Source organism: Sphingomonas sp. HDW15A, from assembly GCF_011301715.1.
GTDB lineage: Bacteria > Pseudomonadota > Alphaproteobacteria > Sphingomonadales > Sphingomonadaceae > Sphingomicrobium.
The window spans coordinates 1162570-1177719 of sequence record NZ_CP049870.1 but is presented as its reverse complement, the minus strand read 5'-3'; the positions used below and the strand labels follow the sequence as shown (position 1 = coordinate 1177719).

At 61.3% G+C, this 15150-nt stretch carries 17 protein-coding genes; 9 read left to right on the top strand and 8 right to left on the bottom strand.

All coding sequences use genetic code 11. The features are described 5' to 3' along the window. Window positions 1-81: 81 nt before the first annotated feature. Window positions 82-408, top strand: coding sequence for a YMGG-like glycine zipper-containing protein (locus tag G7076_RS06060; RefSeq protein WP_166201270.1), 327 nt, complete (start codon window positions 82-84; stop codon window positions 406-408). Window positions 409-428: 20 nt separating this feature from the next. On the opposite strand, the gene G7076_RS06055 is transcribed toward G7076_RS06060, so the two are convergent. Beyond that, the gene (locus tag G7076_RS06055) at window positions 429-1061 is read right to left on the bottom strand and encodes a carbonic anhydrase (RefSeq protein WP_166201268.1); all 633 of its coding nucleotides are present in this window, start codon (window positions 1059-1061) and stop codon (window positions 429-431) included. A gap of 86 nt (window positions 1062-1147) precedes the next feature. On the opposite strand from G7076_RS06055, the gene lipA reads away from it, so the two are divergent. Continuing rightward, complete coding sequence (lipA, locus tag G7076_RS06050) at window positions 1148-2098, top strand: lipoyl synthase (RefSeq protein WP_206367593.1); 951 nt, start codon at window positions 1148-1150, stop codon at window positions 2096-2098. Next, a complete protein-coding gene (locus tag G7076_RS06045) occupies window positions 2098-2556 on the top strand; it encodes a type II toxin-antitoxin system RatA family toxin (protein WP_166201266.1) in 459 nt (152 codons plus the stop codon). The genes lipA and G7076_RS06045 overlap by 1 nt, the downstream gene beginning before the upstream one ends. On the opposite strand, the gene G7076_RS06040 is transcribed toward G7076_RS06045, so the two are convergent. Together G7076_RS06040 and G7076_RS06035 are read right to left on the bottom strand one after the other, a co-directional pair. Next, window positions 2517-3020, bottom strand: coding sequence for a CinA family protein (locus G7076_RS06040; RefSeq protein WP_166201264.1), 504 nt, complete (start codon window positions 3018-3020; stop codon window positions 2517-2519). The two genes, G7076_RS06045 and G7076_RS06040, sit on opposite strands and share 40 nt — an antisense overlap. Next, window positions 3017-4156 (bottom strand): bifunctional 2-C-methyl-D-erythritol 4-phosphate cytidylyltransferase/2-C-methyl-D-erythritol 2,4-cyclodiphosphate synthase, encoded by a 1140-nt coding sequence (locus tag G7076_RS06035; protein WP_166201262.1) that lies wholly within the window; start codon window positions 4154-4156, stop codon window positions 3017-3019. The genes G7076_RS06040 and G7076_RS06035 overlap by 4 nt, the downstream gene beginning before the upstream one ends. 48 nt (window positions 4157-4204) lie before the next feature. On the opposite strand from G7076_RS06035, the gene dusB reads away from it, so the two are divergent. From dusB to hflX, 6 genes are read left to right on the top strand one after another with little or no spacing between them, the layout of a single operon-like run. Next, window positions 4205-5203, top strand: a complete 999-nt coding sequence (gene dusB, locus G7076_RS06030) for a tRNA dihydrouridine synthase DusB (RefSeq protein ID WP_166201260.1) — start codon at window positions 4205-4207, stop codon at window positions 5201-5203. A 52-nt stretch (window positions 5204-5255) separates the two neighbouring features. After that, the gene (locus G7076_RS06025) at window positions 5256-6377 is read left to right on the top strand and encodes a hypothetical protein (protein WP_166201258.1); all 1122 of its coding nucleotides are present in this window, start codon (window positions 5256-5258) and stop codon (window positions 6375-6377) included. Then, window positions 6374-7528 carry an ATP-binding protein gene (locus tag G7076_RS06020; RefSeq protein ID WP_240913725.1) on the top strand — a complete coding sequence of 385 codons (1155 nt, stop codon included), beginning with the start codon at window positions 6374-6376 and terminating at the stop codon, window positions 7526-7528. Before G7076_RS06025 ends, G7076_RS06020 begins: the two co-directional genes overlap by 4 nt. Further along, a complete protein-coding gene (locus G7076_RS06015) occupies window positions 7528-8910 on the top strand; it encodes a sigma-54 dependent transcriptional regulator (protein WP_166201254.1) in 1383 nt (460 codons plus the stop codon). Before G7076_RS06020 ends, G7076_RS06015 begins: the two co-directional genes overlap by 1 nt. Next, a complete protein-coding gene (gene hfq / locus G7076_RS06010; protein ID WP_166201252.1) occupies window positions 8907-9392 on the top strand; it encodes an RNA chaperone Hfq in 486 nt (161 codons plus the stop codon). Before G7076_RS06015 ends, hfq begins: the two co-directional genes overlap by 4 nt. Next, window positions 9389-10687, top strand: a complete 1299-nt coding sequence (gene hflX, locus G7076_RS06005; RefSeq protein ID WP_166203431.1) for a GTPase HflX — start codon at window positions 9389-9391, stop codon at window positions 10685-10687. The genes hfq and hflX overlap by 4 nt, the downstream gene beginning before the upstream one ends. Here hflX and mazG read toward each other — a convergent pair. From mazG to metG, 5 genes are all read right to left on the bottom strand, one after another. Beyond that, window positions 10675-11430, bottom strand: coding sequence for a nucleoside triphosphate pyrophosphohydrolase (gene mazG, locus G7076_RS06000; protein WP_166201250.1), 756 nt, complete (start codon window positions 11428-11430; stop codon window positions 10675-10677). The two genes, hflX and mazG, sit on opposite strands and share 13 nt — an antisense overlap. A gap of 84 nt (window positions 11431-11514) precedes the next feature. Then, the gene (locus G7076_RS05995; protein WP_166201248.1) at window positions 11515-12102 is read right to left on the bottom strand and encodes a TIGR02281 family clan AA aspartic protease; all 588 of its coding nucleotides are present in this window, start codon (window positions 12100-12102) and stop codon (window positions 11515-11517) included. Next, window positions 12099-12866, bottom strand: a complete 768-nt coding sequence (locus G7076_RS05990) for an MBL fold metallo-hydrolase (protein WP_166201246.1) — start codon at window positions 12864-12866, stop codon at window positions 12099-12101. The genes G7076_RS05995 and G7076_RS05990 overlap by 4 nt, the downstream gene beginning before the upstream one ends. Beyond that, window positions 12863-13639: a TatD family hydrolase gene (locus tag G7076_RS05985; protein ID WP_166201244.1), complete on the bottom strand. Its 777-nt coding sequence runs from the start codon at window positions 13637-13639 to the stop codon at window positions 12863-12865. The genes G7076_RS05990 and G7076_RS05985 overlap by 4 nt, the downstream gene beginning before the upstream one ends. Further along, complete coding sequence (metG, locus tag G7076_RS05980) at window positions 13636-15144, bottom strand: methionine--tRNA ligase (RefSeq protein ID WP_166201242.1); 1509 nt, start codon at window positions 15142-15144, stop codon at window positions 13636-13638. The genes G7076_RS05985 and metG overlap by 4 nt, the downstream gene beginning before the upstream one ends. Window positions 15145-15150: the final 6 nt, after the last annotated feature.

Below are 15150 nucleotides of genomic sequence, written 5' to 3'. Positions count from 1 at the left end.
CATCGGAGGCGGAACGAAATGCCCGCTTCGTTCGTCATGAAATCCGTGGGCGGGTGGAGCGAGTAAAGGAAGGTGGGTCAAATGAAGAAGTTTATCCTAACTGCGGCCGTGGCGAGCGTACTGCCGCTTTCGGCCTGTTCAACGTATAACGATCCTTATTACGGACAGAACCACGATCAGGGGCGCCGCGCTGCGACTGGCGCTGCTGTCGGTGCGGCAGGCGGAGCGGTTCTCGGCGCCGTGGTTCCGGGCGTAAGCACGGTCGAAGGCGCGGTCATCGGCGGCATTGCCGGCGCGGTTCTGGGCGCGGTTATCAACAACAAGCAATATTATCGTGATACCCGCGGCTATTGCTATTACGTCGACCAATACGGCCGTCCGGTCTATGACTATAACGTGAGGTGCTAGAGCGCTTTAGCGGATAGTGCTCAGACAGGACGGAAAACATCTTCCGCTTCGTCGAGTAGATACAATTCTCCATCACGGATGGAAAAATGGCAGCCGAGGATCGCAAGGTCCCCGGCTGCTTCGCGTTTCGCCACGAACGGGAAGGTTCGAAGGTTTGCCAGGCTTCGCTTGATCGCAGCCTCTTCCAGAACGCGCGCCGCATCTTCGCCAGTACCATTCAAGCCGGCGATCTCCGTAGCGAGCTGGGCAACCTGTTCCATCCACCGGTCGACGAATCCACCTTCGCCAGGCTCGGCGCCGTGGAAGCAGCCGGTCAACGCCGCTTGAATGCCCCCGCAGCGCTCATGCCCCATGACGATGATTTCCGGCACCTTGAGCTGGGTGACAGCGAACTCCAGCGCCGCCGAGACGCCGTGACGTCCGCCGGTCGGCTCGAAGGGCGGGACGAGATTGGCGACGTTGCGGACGACGAAAATCTCGCCCGGATCGGCATCGAAGATCGTCGCAGGGTCGGCCCGGCTGTCGCAGCAGGCAATTATGATGGCTCGCGGCTGCTGGCCCTCGGCGAGCTCACGAAATCTCTCGCGCTCCGACTCGAAGCGATTGACGCGGAAGCGCCGATAGCCGTCCAGCAGGTTTCCAAAGCCCTTCATTCGCAGTCATCCTTGTTTATCGAGGCCTCGGTTAGTTGGACGGCACAGGGGTGGCAAGACAGTCCGCCAATCGCTATCTGGCCGCCATGAACGCGCCGATCGACATGCCACCCGTCCCGAGCGGAGCCGAAGGGCGCCAGCGCAAGCCCGACTGGATCCGGGTCAAGGCTCCAGTGAGCGAGGGCTATGCCCAGACCCGCAAGCTGATGCGGTCGCTCAACCTGGCGACCGTTTGCGAGGAAGCGGCCTGTCCGAACATCGGCGAGTGCTGGACCAAGAAGCACGCCACCGTGATGATCCTCGGTGACACGTGCACGCGGGCCTGCGCTTTCTGCAACGTCAAAACCGGGATGCCTCGGGCCGTCGATGCGCTTGAGCCGGAGCATGTCGCGGTCGCCGCGGCCGAGCTAGGTCTCGAACACATTGTCGTCACATCCGTCGACCGCGACGATTTGCCGGACGGCGGCGCCAGCCAGTTCGTGAAGGTGATCGAGGCACTTCGCCGCAACACTCCGAACACGACGATAGAAATCCTAACGCCCGATTTCCGCAACAAGCATGAAGCGGCGGTTGAAGCTATCGTTGCCGCCAAGCCCGACGTTTACAATCACAACCTGGAAACGGTGCCCAGGCTTTATCCGACGATCCGGCCGGGAGCACGTTATTACGCCTCGCTCCGACTTCTCGAGCAAGTGAAGAAGCTCGATCCGACCATCTTCACCAAGAGCGGGATCATGGTCGGCCTTGGAGAAGGTCGGCTCGAAGTTCACCAGGTCATGGACGACATGCGCTCGGCCGGAATCGATTTCCTGACCATGGGCCAATATCTCCAGCCGACACCGCGCCATGCCAAGGTGGAGGAGTATGTCACCCCGGCAGCGTTCGACGCCTATGCATCGATTGCTCGCGCGAAGGGCTTCCTGCTCGTCGCTGCCTCGCCGCTCACCCGTTCGAGCTATCACGCCGGCGACGACTTCAAGAAAATGCAGGACGCCCGCAACAAGAAGATCGCGAGGGCAGGAGGCACACCCGCCTGATGCCCCGGCACAGCGAGACCAAATTCCTTCCCTATACGCCGGAGCAATTGTTCGACCTTGTCGCCGACATTGCCCGCTATGACGAGTTCCTGCCCTGGGTCGTGGCCGTCCGGATCCGCTCGAGCAGCGAAACGGAGACCGTCGCCGACCTGGTCGTGGGGTTCAATGCCTTCAAGGAACGCTTTACATCCCGGGTGACGAAGGAACGGCCCGGCCGGATCGTGGTCGATTATGTCGAAGGGCCGCTTAAGTATCTCCACAACGAGTGGCAGTTCGAGGCCGTTGAAGGCGGAACCAACGTCGGCTTCTCGGTCGACTTTGCTTTCAAATCGCGGATTTTCGAGGCCTTGGCGGGGCAGATGTTCGACCGTGCGCTGCGGCGGATGACATCAGCATTCGAACAGCGCGCCGCCGCGCTCTACGGCATCAACAAGTCGAGCGCACAAAGCGCCGCCTGAAGCCGGATACCTGATCGGCCTTCACTGGCATCGAACAGCTTGCTGTCTGCCATGACGTCATCCGGTCCGTCCTTGGCGGTCGCACGCGCAAACACGACAGTGCCCACTGGCTTTTGCTCTGATCCGCCGTCCGGCCCGGCGATTCCGGTAATTGCCACTGCCACGTCCGCGTCGGAGGCGCTAAGCGCGCCCTGCGCCATTGCCCAGGCCGTTGCCACGCTGACCGCGCCAAAGGTCCCAATTACGTCTTCGTTGACGTTCAAACGATCCATTTTCGCCTGGTTCGAATAGGTCACGAAGCCGGCATCAAACACTTCCGAAGAGCCCGGTATTTCGGTGATTGCCGCGCTGACGAGCCCGCCGGTGCAGCTCTCCGCCACGGCAATTCTCCGGCCGGCCTTGCGATTGGCCTCGACGACCTCGCGTGCCTTTTCAATGAGTTCGTCAGGAAGCAGCGAGATCATTGGGGCATCCTAATGGTGGCGATCGCCTGCGCAGCAATTCCTTCGCCGCGCCCGGCGAAGCCGAGGCGTTCCGTCGTGGTTGCTTTGATGCTCACTTTGGGAACAGGAAGATCGAGGATTTCGGCGACGCGGTTGCGCATGGCTTCGCGATATGGACCGACCTTGGGCACTTCGCAAATCACCGTGCAGTCGACATGATCGATTTTCCCGCCGCCATTGCGCGCCAGTTGGGCCGCGTGGGCCAAGAACCGGTCGGATGACGCGCCCTTCCATTGTGGGTCGGACGGCGGAAAGTGCTGGCCGATATCGCCTTCAGCGATCGCGCCTAGAATGGCGTCGGTAATGGCGTGGAGCACGACATCGGCGTCGCTATGGCCGGCCAGCCCGCGCTCGTGTGGAATCGCGATGCCTCCCATCATGATTGGTCCTTCGCCGGAAAAGGCATGAACGTCGAAGCCCATACCCGTCCGGGACACAAGGGCAGCGCCCTGTAATGCTTCGGCGCGGTCGAAATCCGCCTGTGTCGTCAGTTTCTCGAGCATCGGGTCGCCTTCCACGATTACGACACCCATCCCTGCGGCTACCATCGCACTGCTCTCGTCCGTCAGTTCCACGCCTCCAGACTTCGCGAGAGCCGCACGCAGTTCGCGGACGCGGAAAGCCTGCGGCGTCTGCACACGCACCAGGCCTTTGCGGTCGGCCATCCGCTCGATCCGATCTGTGCCCGCTGCAAGGGTATCGGCGACGGGCAGGGCAGGGATCGCGGCCGGAGCCTGCTCCAACGCGGCAAGCAGCCGGTCGATGACTTGCGGCGGGCAGAAGGGACGGGCAGCGTCATGGATGAGCACCAATTCGTCGTCCGCGACTCCGCGGAGGCCATTGGCAACGCTTTCCCCGCGCGTCGCTCCGCCGGTGACGAATGGGCCGACGTCGCGATCGCCCATTGCTGCTTTCGCTGTGATTTCCTGTCCTGGAGCGATGACGATTCTGATGGAATCCACACCAGAATGTGATCGGAGCGCGTCGACCGCGTGGGCGAGGACGGCCTTGCCCGCTATCTCGCGAAATTGCTTGGGCAATTCGCCGCCCATGCGGCTACCGCTCCCGGCTGCAACAATGATGGCGGTGACCGACATATCTGCGCCTTGCCCGTTTCCGGCCCTTTCTGTAAAGGCGCGCCTCCCATGCAAACGCTGAAGCCCATCACGGTCGGTCCGCTGACCATTGACGCGCCCGTCATCCTGGCGCCGATGACAGGCGTCACCGACCTGCCGTTCCGGAAGATCGTCAAGCGCTATGGCGCCGGGCTGACGGTCAGCGAGATGATCGCCAGCCAGGCGATGATCCGCGAAACGCGCCAGTCGCTTCAAAAGGCCGCATGGGATCCGACCGAGGAACCCGTGTCGCTCCAGCTCGCCGGCTGTACGCCGAGGGAGATGGCGGAGGCCGCCAAGCTCAACGAGCAACGCGGCGCGGCAATCATCGACATCAACATGGGCTGTCCGGTCAAGAAGGTGGTCAACGGCGATGCCGGAAGCGCGCTTATGCGTGATCTCAAGCTTGCCGGTGAGATCATTGATTCGACAGTGAAAGCCGTGAAAGTACCAGTCACGCTCAAGATGCGCATGGGCTGGTGCCACGACAGCCTCAACGCGCCAGATCTGGCGCGCATCGCCGAGGATCTCGGCGTGAAGATGATTACCGTCCACGGCCGTACCCGCAACCAGATGTACAAGGGGTCGGCCGACTGGCGCTTCGTTCGAAGGGTCAAGGAGGCGACCAGCCTTCCTGTCATCGTCAACGGCGACATCTGCAGCCGCGAAGATGCGCGCGAGGCGCTCGCTCAATCCGGCGCCGACGGCGTGATGATCGGCCGCGGCGCTTATGGCCGACCGTGGCTGCTTGGCCAGGTCATGGCCGACCTATCAGGCAATGGCGACAAGCCGGAGCCCTCGATGGACGAGCAGCTGGCTGTTATTATCGAGCAATATGATGCGATGCAGTCGCTCTATGGGCGACAGACCGGAGTCAATCTCGCTCGCAAGCATATTGGCTGGTACACGAAGGGACTCACCGGATCGGCTGAATTCCGCAACAAGGTCAACCAGCTAGACGATCCGGATGCGGTGCTCGCAATGCTTGGTGAGTTCTATTCGCCGTGGCTTTCGAGGGCGGCTGCCTGAGCATTTTCGCAACTGTGTTTTTTAGGCAACGCGTCCGTGCTAGGGCGGCGCGATGGATGCTGTCGCGACCGAGTCATCGTTGAGCCAAAAGGGGCTTAATTGGCTTGCTCGGGAAAGGGCGAGCGGCCGCATTTACAAGGTCGCGACCGCTGCGATGGCCGCCCTGCTGGTCGGGATGCTCGCACTCAGTGTCACCGTTCTTATCGGCGGCGACGACCCCCAGAGCTTCCTCTCGCCGCCGCTGATCGCACTTCTTCTCGTCTCGATCCTCATACCCGCAATCGCGCTCATGGTTCTGCTCTCCCGGCGCCTAGCCATGGCCCGTGCGGAGGAGAGGGGACTAGCCGGCGGACGACTGCACACCCGGCTGGTCGCGCTATTTTCTGTCGTTGCTGCAGTCCCAACCGTTATGGTGGCGATATTCGCGTCACTTCTATTTCAGTCCGGGTTAGAATTCTGGTTTTCTGACCGCGCCAAGGGACTTGTCGAAAATTCCGTTGCCTTGGTCCGCGGAGCTTATGACCGCGAGGTGGACCGCGTCTCAGCCGAAACGACCACGATGAGCGGGGACGTGGCCGGTTACCTCAAAGAGGTTTCGATTGAGAACCCCGTGTTCGCTCAAGGATTCGCGACCCAGGTACTGCAGCGAAACCTGTCGGAAGCGATTATTTTCACCGTAGGGCCTGACGGAACAATCCAGTCGCTTGCGCTGGTCAATCCTTACGATCGCGCGCTCAATGAGGTCATTACCCCGAAGACAATCGCAGCTCTCGGCAATCGGGAAAGCGTGCCGGTCAATAGCAACGACCGGATCGGGGCGCTCACGCGCCTGGACTACGGTCCGGGCGCTTACCTTTATGCCAGCCGGGTCTTTGATCCGGAATTCGCAAAGCAAATATCCGGTGGAAGCAGCCTGCTTGCGGATTATCGCGAGCTCATCGCGCGCTCCCGGCTTTACCAGCTGCGCTTCAATGGGGCGCTTCTGATTGGCGCCCTGCTGATCGTCGGGCTAGCCATCTTTTTCGCGCTCAAAATCGCGGACCGCCTGGTCCGGCCGGTTGGCGAGTTGGTCGGGCCGTGGGCCGAGTTGAAGAAGGGGATTTTTCCGTTCGAGTTCCCGTCCACGAACCGAATGACGAGATTGGCGTACTTGCGTCTGCCTTCAACCGCATGACCGGTCGGCTCCAGGAGCAGACCGGCGCGCTGGTCGCTGCCAATGAGCAGCTAGATACGCGCCGCGCCTTCATCGAGGCGGTGCTATCCAGCGTGACTGCCGGGGTCATCGCGCTTGACGAATCCGGCCGGATTCTCCTCGTCAATCGCTCGGCGCAGAATCTGTTGAAGCCGGAAGGCGAAGAGATCGAAGGCCATTCGCTAGAGGACGTTACAAGTGAACTTGCGGAATTCATGAGCGGCGAAGCGCGCGATGCGAACGTGGTGGTTGCTGCCGCAGAAGGCGGGCAGCGCACGTTGGCGGTCAAGCGTGTCCGCTACGCCGACGGATCGGTGCTGACGTTCGACGACATCACCGATCAGCTGAGCGACCAGCGTCGTGCGGCCTGGTCCGACATTGCCCGGCGCATCGCGCACGAGATCAAGAACCCGCTCACGCCTATTCAGCTCGCGGCCGAGCGACTCCAGCGCCGCTATGGCAACGAGGTGCAATCGGACCGCGACACGTTCGAACGCCTGACCGGCACGATCGTGCGGCAGGTCGGCGACCTCAGGCGGATGGTCGACGAGTTCAGCAACTTTGCCAGAATGCCGAAACCTGTTTTCCGGCATGAAAACGTGCATGAAATCGCTCGAGCGGCACTCTTCCTTCACGAAGTCGCGCATCCGGGAATCGGGTTCTCGATCGAGCCGCCGAGTGGCAAGATCGCCATGGTTTGCGACCGGCGGCAGCTCAGCCAGGCCCTCACGAACGTCGTCAAGAATGCCGTCGAAGCGATCGAGGCCAGGCGCAATCGCGGCGAGACCAACTTCGAGGGTGACCGGGTCGACCTCAAGGTCCGGCGGGAAAACGATCAGGTCATTATCGATGTCACCGATACGGGCGTCGGGCTTCCGCAGGAACGCGAGCGGCTGACCGAGCCCTACATGACCACGCGCGTACGTGGGACCGGCCTGGGGCTGGCGATCGTAAAGAAGATCGTCGAGGAACATTTGGGCGAGATTGCCTTTCTCGACAGGAACGGGGGCGGCACGCACGTCCGAATTGCATTCGATGCCGACCGGCTGGAATCGCTTGCCGAGGAGGTGCCCGGCGAGCCATCGACTCCGCTCGCTGACGATGGGGAATATGACGAAGAAGGACCGCTTTGATGGCGCTTGACGTTCTGGTCGTCGACGATGAAGCTGACATTCGCGAGCTGGTGGCCGGTGTCCTGGAAGACGAGGGCTATTCGGTCCGGACGGCGGCCGACAGCGATTCCGCGCTTGAAGCCATCGAGGATCGCCGACCCTCGCTAGTGCTGCTAGACGTTTGGCTGCAGGGCTCCCGGCAGGACGGGCTGCAGGTACTCGAACAGGTCAAACGCCGTGACTCGACGCTGCCCGTCATCATGATTTCCGGACACGGCAATCTGGATACGGCCGTGGCGGCTATTCGCGAAGGCGCCGTCGATTTCATCGAAAAGCCCTTCGAGGCCGGTAAACTCCTGCACCTGGTGGGCCGGGCGACCGAGACCGATCGCCTGAGGCGGGAAAATGCGGCATTTCGTGCGAAGATCGGCCCGGACGACCAACTCGACGGCTCATCGGTGGCAATCAACAATGTCCGGGCCACCCTTAAGCGCGTTGCGCCGACCGGAAGCCGGGTATTGATTACTGGTCCGGCAGGCGTCGGCAAGGAGATTGCCGCGCGCATGATCCACCAGTGGAGCCCACGAGCCTCAGCCCCATTCATTACGGTTTCGGCGGCGATGATGAGCCCCGACAGGATGGAAGAAGAGCTGTTCGGGGCGGAGGACGATGGCGTCGCCCGGCCAGGCCTGCTCGAGCAGGCCCATGGTGGGACGCTCTTCATTGACGAAATCGCTGATATGCCGCTGACCACGCAAGCGAAAATCCTTCGCGTGCTGACCGACCAGAGCTACAGCCGCGTCGGAGGCCAGCGGCCTGTCAAGGTCGATGTGCGAGTGCTCAGCGCGACTTCACGCGAGCTGTCAGAGGAGATTGCGGCCGGCCGGTTCCGCGAGGACCTTTACTACCGGCTTAATGTGGTGCCCGTTCGTATTCCGTCGCTCAAGGAACGCCGCGAGGACATCCCCGATCTCGTCGCCCATTTCCTCGCGCGCTTTTCTGCGGAGCGAAGGATCGCCCCTCCGACGATCACCGAAGAAGCGCTGGCCGCGCTTCAGGCCCATGACTGGCCTGGGAACGTGCGTCAGCTTCGCAATATCATCGAGCGAACTTTGATTCTTGCGCCCGGTGACCGCGTCGAACGGATCGATATCGACCTCTTGCCCAGCGAAATTGTCGATTCGGAAGGCAATAGCGGCCTCGGCGCCGCATCGATGGCAATCATGGGCTCGCCGTTGCGCGAGGCGCGCGAGAGCTTCGAGCGCGAGTATCTCCGTATCCAGATCCGGCGTTTCTCCGGTAACATTTCGCGCACAGCCACTTTTATCGGCATGGAACGCTCCGCGCTTCACCGGAAATTGAAAGCGCTCGGGCTGGCTGATCGACGCGATATCGAGGAATGAAGAACGCCGCCGGCACGCCCGGCCTACAGGATCAGTTCCTCAATGCGTTGAGGCGATCGAAGACACCGGTCACGATCTTCCTTGTGAAGGGCGTAAAGCTGCAAGGCGTCATCACCTGGTTCGACGCATTCTCGGTTCTTCTGCGCCGCGAAGGCGCGCCGCAGCTCATCTACAAGCACGCTATCTCGACGATCCAGCCGCAATCCTCGCCTGGCGAACTCAGTGAAGGTCGCAACCCGAGCTCGGACAAGACCGGCCTTCAGGACATGTTTCTGGGCGCAGCGCAAAGACAATTGGAACCCATGACGATGTTCCTTGTAAACGGCGTGATGCTGCAAGGATCGATCGCCGGCTTTGATGCCTTCGTTATCCTTCTAGAACGCGGCGGGCATTCGCAGCTCGTCTACAAGCACGCCATCTCCACTCTCCAGCCCGCGTCGGCGCTCGACCTTGGCGGAGAGCCGGAAGGGGACAGTCACTGAGCGTATTCAACAGAAGCGACGATGGCGGCGTGAGCAGAGGCGAGCGCGCGGTCATTCTTCTTCCCGACATCGCCGGCAATGCATCGATGCGCTCTACCGAGGCCCGCCTTGATGAAGCCGAAGGCCTTGCTGGAGCGATCGGCATTGATGTCGTCGCGCGCCAGGCCTTGAAGGTTCGGGCGCCAAGGCCTGCCAGTCTGATCGGTCCGGGACAGGCGGAGCAGGTCGCCGGAATGCTCAAAGATCACGAAGCCGGGTTGCTGGTGGTCGACGCGGCCTTGACACCCGTTCAGCAGAAGACGCTTGAAGAGCTTACAAAAGCGAAGGTTATCGACCGAACCGGCCTGATCCTGGAGATCTTCGGTGAGCGCGCCGCAACCGCGGAAGGGAGGTTGCAAGTCGAACTGGCACACCTCGATTACCAGGCCGGACGGCTGGTTCGCAGTTGGACTCACCTTGAACGCCAGCGCGGCGGATTCGGCTTTCTCGGCGGCCCCGGCGAAACCCAGATTGAGGCTGACCGCCGGCTGATCCGCAATCGGATGGCCAAGATCCGGCGCGAACTTGAGGACGTACGGCGAACGCGCGGCCTTCACCGCGAGCGCCGCCAGCGCGCGCCATGGCCTGTAATCGCACTTGTCGGCTACACGAATGCCGGAAAGTCGACGCTTTTCAATCGGATGACTCGGGCGAACGTCATGGCGGAAGACCTGCTGTTCGCCACGTTGGACCCCACAATGCGTGAAATCCGCCTGCCAGGGCATTCCAAGGCGATCCTCAGCGATACGGTGGGGTTCGTCTCCGACCTTCCAACGGAACTGATTGCGGCTTTCCGGGCGACGCTGGAGGAAGTGACCGGCGCCGACCTCATACTCCATGTTCGCGACATCGCGCATCCCGACAGTGAAGCCCAGGCGGCCGACGTGCAGTCAGTCCTGCAGTCGCTCGGGTTGGAAGAAGGCGAAGGCCCGCCGATTCTCGAAGTATGGAACAAGATCGATGCGCTCGATCCGGATAGTCTTGCTGCTGTCAAAGGAGAAGCGGCGCGACGAGAGGACGTCGTCTTACTTTCGGCCCTGTCCGGCGAGGGGGTGGACGTCCTCCGGGAAACGGTTGCCAAACGCCTTCATCGCGGCGCGGAACTGCATTCCGTTCGTTTGCCGGCAGATAATGGCGAGCGTATCGCTTGGCTTCACGCCCACGGGGACGTCGTCGAGCAGCGTCTGGACGCGGACATGGTCGAGATGGACGTCCGGCTGGCTCAGGCCGACTGGGAGAAATTTCAGGCCCTCTGATCGGTGGCTTCGCGCAGCTTTTCAGCAGCCCACAATGCCTCTTTCTCATCGAGGCTAAGGGCATTGAAGCCGGGCTGGGCCTCAATCGAACGAAAGCGCCGCTCAAACTTTTTGTTGGCTTTGCGAAGAGCATTTTCGGGGGCAACGCCGAGTTTACGGGCCAGATTCACCACCGCGAAAAGAAGGTCGCCAAGCTCCTCTTCGCGACGATGTGGATCGTGTTCACGGTCGAGTTCGGCGAGTTCTTCTTCCACTTTCTCACGCGCACCGAGGTGGTCTGGCCAGTCGAACCCGGTGCGTGCGGCACGCCGCTGGAGCTTTTCCGCTCGCTCCAAGGCGGGAAGGGCGAGGGCGACGCCCGCCAAGGCGCTCGTGTCCGTTTTGGAGGCCCGTTCCTCAGCCTTGATCTGCTCCCACAGGTGATGGCCGCCCTCCGGTGCATCGCCGAAAATATGCGGATGGCGCCGTTCGAGCTTGTCGCAGATGCGCGTAATGACGTCGTTGAGCGTGAAATGACCGGCTTCCGCCGCCATCTGGGCATGGAAAACGACCTGAAGCTGCAGGTCGCCCAGTTCGTCCGCCAGTTCGTCCATATCGCGGCGCTCGATTGCGTCAGCGACCTCGTAGGCTTCCTCAATCGTATAAGGCGTGATCGTATCGAAGGTCTGAGCGCGATCCCATTCACAACCGGTAGCCGGATCGCGCAGACGGCGCATGATGTCAGCGAGCCGCTCAATAGCCATGAGGGACCCCCGCTTGGTAATCTCAATAAGTCTGATAATAAGCATTATGTAAAGTATATGCCTGTGTGCGCGAGGGCGGGCCCCTCAGGACTCCAGTACGAGCCATCGGCCTTCGACGCCCCAGCGGTCAAGCGAAGACAAAAAATTCATGCCCAGGACATTGATCTCGGCCTGTTCGGTGATGTGCATGCCAACGCGCTCACGTTCGATGTCACCGATCTTCACACTGTTTGCACGACCCGCGGCAACGCGGATCAGACCGTTCCCAGTACGCACTACGTCTGAACGCATCGGGTCGACGTCGATGCCGGCTCGGCGTGCGGTGTCGCGATCGATCGTCGTCATCGTCGCGCCGCTATCGACGAGAAACCTGACTGGTTGACCGTTCACGGCTGCCTCGACCCAGAAATGACCGTCGATCGCCATGGGAATGCGCAATGTCCGACCGACTTCCACTGGCTCGCCGGTCGCTTCAGCTTGAAGTCTCTGGCCGAGGTACGACAGGTCATCCCGGAAGGTGAAAAGGACGAACCCAGCGCCAAAAATCGCCAACCAGGCGAATGCGATGACGAGAAGTTTCGCAATCGGCTCCCGGCGGCTGATCAGCGCGCCGATGACCAGGGTCAGCGCGATGACGATATAGAGCCCGCCGAGCATCGTATCGTTCGTCACCTGAGCTCAATCTCCTGACCATCGAATGCGGGCTGCGCCCAGTCCGGCAATGTGGTGCTCAAGCTGGCGAAATCCATGCTGTTGTCCAAATGCGTCAGGAGTAGCTGTCCGACGCCAAGTTCCTTCGCCCAGCCGAGAACAGCCTCGAGATGCGCGTGGGTCGGATGCGGACGCCGCCGCAGACAATCGGCAATCCAAAGATCGACGCCGCGGTACAGTTCAGCCATTTCGAGCGTGAGATCGTGAAAATCGATGGCATAGCCGCAGCTTCTGCCGGTTTCCTCGAAGCGAATCCCCAGGGACGTAATCCCGCCATGAGGCTGGTCGACGAAGGCAATATTCGCCTGCCCGAGTGCCCAGTCGCTATCGATCGCTACCGGCTCCAGAATCGGGCGGTAAAGCCCGACATTCTCGAAGACATAGCGAAAGCGGACGGCAAGCCGGTCGAGGGTCTTTTGCCTGGCATGGATCGGGATGGGACCGCCGGCGGTCTGCGCGAGCGGTCGCAGTTCGTCGATTCCGTGGCAATGGTCGGCATGATCGTGCGTGACGACCAACCGGTCGATCCGCTTGGTGCCTGCCGTGAGCAGTTGGGCGCGAAGGTCTGGCCCGCAATCGACGAGTATGGTCTCGCCACCGACTTCGGCGAGAATCGATGAGCGCATCCGCCGGTTCTTCGGCTCATGCGGGTCGCAATCGCCCCAGTCGTTGCCAATTCGCGGGACCCCGGATGATGTCCCGCATCCCAGGATCCGGAACTTCATGAAGCTTTCGCAAACAATCTGAAGAAGTTGTTCGTCGTCGCTTGCGCCAATTCTTCGATTGTCTCACCGCGAAGGTCCGCAACGAATGCGGCCGTGTCGGCGACAAATGCCGGCTCGCAAGTCTTCCCGCGGTTGGGCACCGGAGCAAGGAAAGGACTGTCGGTTTCCACAAGCACGCGGTCGGACGGAAGAATTTTCGCTGTTCCCTGCAGGTCCTGCGCGTTCTTAAAGGTGACGATACCTGACAACGATATGTAGAAGCCCAGGTCGAGTGCTTTTTCAGCCAGCGCCCTGCTCCCGGTGAAGCAGTGGAGTACGCCGGTAACTCCGCCCTTCCCTACCGCTTCGGAGAGCATCGCCGCCGTATCCGCTTCCGCTTCCCGGGTATGGATCACCAATGGAAGGCCGGTCATGCGAGCAGCGTCGATGTGGGCGAGGAAGCGCTCGCGCTGGGATGCGCGGTCCGACTTGTCGTAAAAATAGTCCAGCCCGCACTCACCGATGGCGATGACACGCGGATGATCCGCGGCTTGGACGAGCGCAGCCGAGCCCAAGTCCGGATGATTATCCGCCTCATGCGGATGGATCCCGACCGTCGCCCACACGTCGGGCTCGCGCTCCGCCAGCGCGATGACCTCCCGCCATTCGCTCTGGCGCGTCGAAATATTCAGAAATCCGCCAATTCCCCGCGACCGCGCATTGTCCAACACTTCACTTTGCCGGTCGGCGAGACCTTCATAATTGAGATGGCAGTGGCTATCGATCAGCGTCACGCCGGCTTCTCCGCATCCTCAGGCAGCTCCAAACGCGGAAAGATGGGACTTGGCTGCGCGATTGCGGCCCCGGCTTTTCCGGAATCGATCAACGTTATCAGGCGTTCGGCCGAGGCAGGAATGACCGGATGGACAGCGACCGCCAAAGCGCGGATGGCCACGACCAGCGTACCGAGAACAGCGGCCATACGCTCAGGATCGCCCTTCTTGAGCGCCCACGGGGCGGTTTCATCGACGTAGGCGTTGCAGGCGAACACCGCGCTCATCCAGGCGTCGAGCCCCTGGGAAAAAGCCAGGCCAGCGAACTCCTTATCGAGATCGCGGCAGGCTGAATGCACCTTGTCGAGGAGGCTGCGGTCGGCCTCGTCCTTCCCCGCTTCGGGAAGGACGCCTTCCAAATTCTTGAATATCATCGACAACGTGCGTTGGGCGAGGTTGCCGAAGCTGTTGGCGAGCTCCGCATTGCAGCGTGTCACGATAGCTTCGGCGCTATAGCTTCCGTCCTGGCCGAAGCTGATTTCCCGCATCAGGAAATAGCGAAGGTTGTCCACTCCGAACCGGTCGGCTAGCTCCATCGGGTCGACGACATTGCCGGCACTTTTCGACATCTTTTCGCCGCCGCGCGCGAGCAGGAACCCATGGCCATACACCTGCTTTGGCAGCGGCAGGTTCGCGGACATCAGGAACGCAGGCCAGTAGACGGCGTGAAAGCGGACGATGTCCTTGCCGATTAGGTGGATGTCGGCCGGCCAGAATCGATCGTAGTCCCCTTCCCGCTGCGGATAGCCGACCCCGGTCATGTAGGTCGTCAGCGCATCGACCCATACGTACATGACGTGGCCCGGAGATCCTGGAACCGGAACGCCCCAGTCGAAACTCGTCCGTGAGACGCTAAGATCCTTCAACCCGCCCTCCACGAAACGCACGACCTCGTTTCGGCGGCTGTCAGGCTGGATGAAGGCGGGATTATCGCGATAGAGCTGGACCAAGCGATCCTGATATTTCGAGAGCCGAAAAAACCAGGTCTCTTCGACGGTCCACTCGACTGGGGTTCCCTGCGGTGAGCGGCGCTCATCCCCCTCCCCGACCAGTTCGCTCTCGTCGTAGAAAGCTTCGTCGCGCACCGAGTACCAGCCTTCGTAGCGATCGAGGTAAAGGTCGCCCGCAGCTTCCATTGCCTTCCAAATGGCAATGCTGGCGTCCGCATGACGCTGTTCGGTTGTGCGCACGAACGCATCGTAAGAAATATTGAGATCGTCGCACATCATACGAAAATATTGTGACATTTTGTCAGCGTAAGTCCGCGTATCGACACCTTCCGCACGCGCTGTCTGGACCATCTTCAGGCCATGCTCGTCGGTTCCCGTCACGAGCCGGACATCGCGCCCCTGGGCACGTTGAAAACGCGCGATCACGTCAGCGGCAATCGCCTCATAGGCATGGCCGATATGCGGCTTGCCGTTTGGGTAGGAAATGGCGGTGGTGATGTAGAAAGGCTCGGCCATGGCCGG

Bases quoted from the DNA above. Each gene is read 5' to 3' on its own strand.
- mazG (WP_166201250.1), bottom strand. From the start codon at position 11,430: ATGGCTATTGAGCGGCTCGCTGACATCATGCGCCGTCTGCGCGATCCG.
- G7076_RS06035 (WP_166201262.1), bottom strand. From the start codon at position 4,156: ATGTCGGTCACCGCCATCATTGTTGCAGCCGGGAGCGGTAGCCGCATG.
- lipA (WP_206367593.1), top strand. From the start codon at position 1,148: ATGAACGCGCCGATCGACATGCCACCCGTCCCGAGCGGAGCCGAAGGG.
- G7076_RS05990 (WP_166201246.1), bottom strand. From the start codon at position 12,866: ATGAAGTTCCGGATCCTGGGATGCGGGACATCATCCGGGGTCCCGCGA.
- G7076_RS06020 (WP_240913725.1), top strand. From the start codon at position 6,374: ATGACCGGTCGGCTCCAGGAGCAGACCGGCGCGCTGGTCGCTGCCAAT.
- G7076_RS06060 (WP_166201270.1), top strand. From the start codon at position 82: ATGAAGAAGTTTATCCTAACTGCGGCCGTGGCGAGCGTACTGCCGCTT.
- G7076_RS06055 (WP_166201268.1), bottom strand. From the start codon at position 1,061: ATGAAGGGCTTTGGAAACCTGCTGGACGGCTATCGGCGCTTCCGCGTC.
- metG (WP_166201242.1), bottom strand. From the start codon at position 15,144: ATGGCCGAGCCTTTCTACATCACCACCGCCATTTCCTACCCAAACGGC.
- dusB (WP_166201260.1), top strand. From the start codon at position 4,205: ATGCAAACGCTGAAGCCCATCACGGTCGGTCCGCTGACCATTGACGCG.
- G7076_RS06015 (WP_166201254.1), top strand. From the start codon at position 7,528: ATGGCGCTTGACGTTCTGGTCGTCGACGATGAAGCTGACATTCGCGAG.
- G7076_RS06025 (WP_166201258.1), top strand. From the start codon at position 5,256: ATGGATGCTGTCGCGACCGAGTCATCGTTGAGCCAAAAGGGGCTTAAT.
- G7076_RS06040 (WP_166201264.1), bottom strand. From the start codon at position 3,020: ATGATCTCGCTGCTTCCTGACGAACTCATTGAAAAGGCACGCGAGGTC.
- G7076_RS06045 (WP_166201266.1), top strand. From the start codon at position 2,098: ATGCCCCGGCACAGCGAGACCAAATTCCTTCCCTATACGCCGGAGCAA.
- hfq (WP_166201252.1), top strand. From the start codon at position 8,907: ATGAAGAACGCCGCCGGCACGCCCGGCCTACAGGATCAGTTCCTCAAT.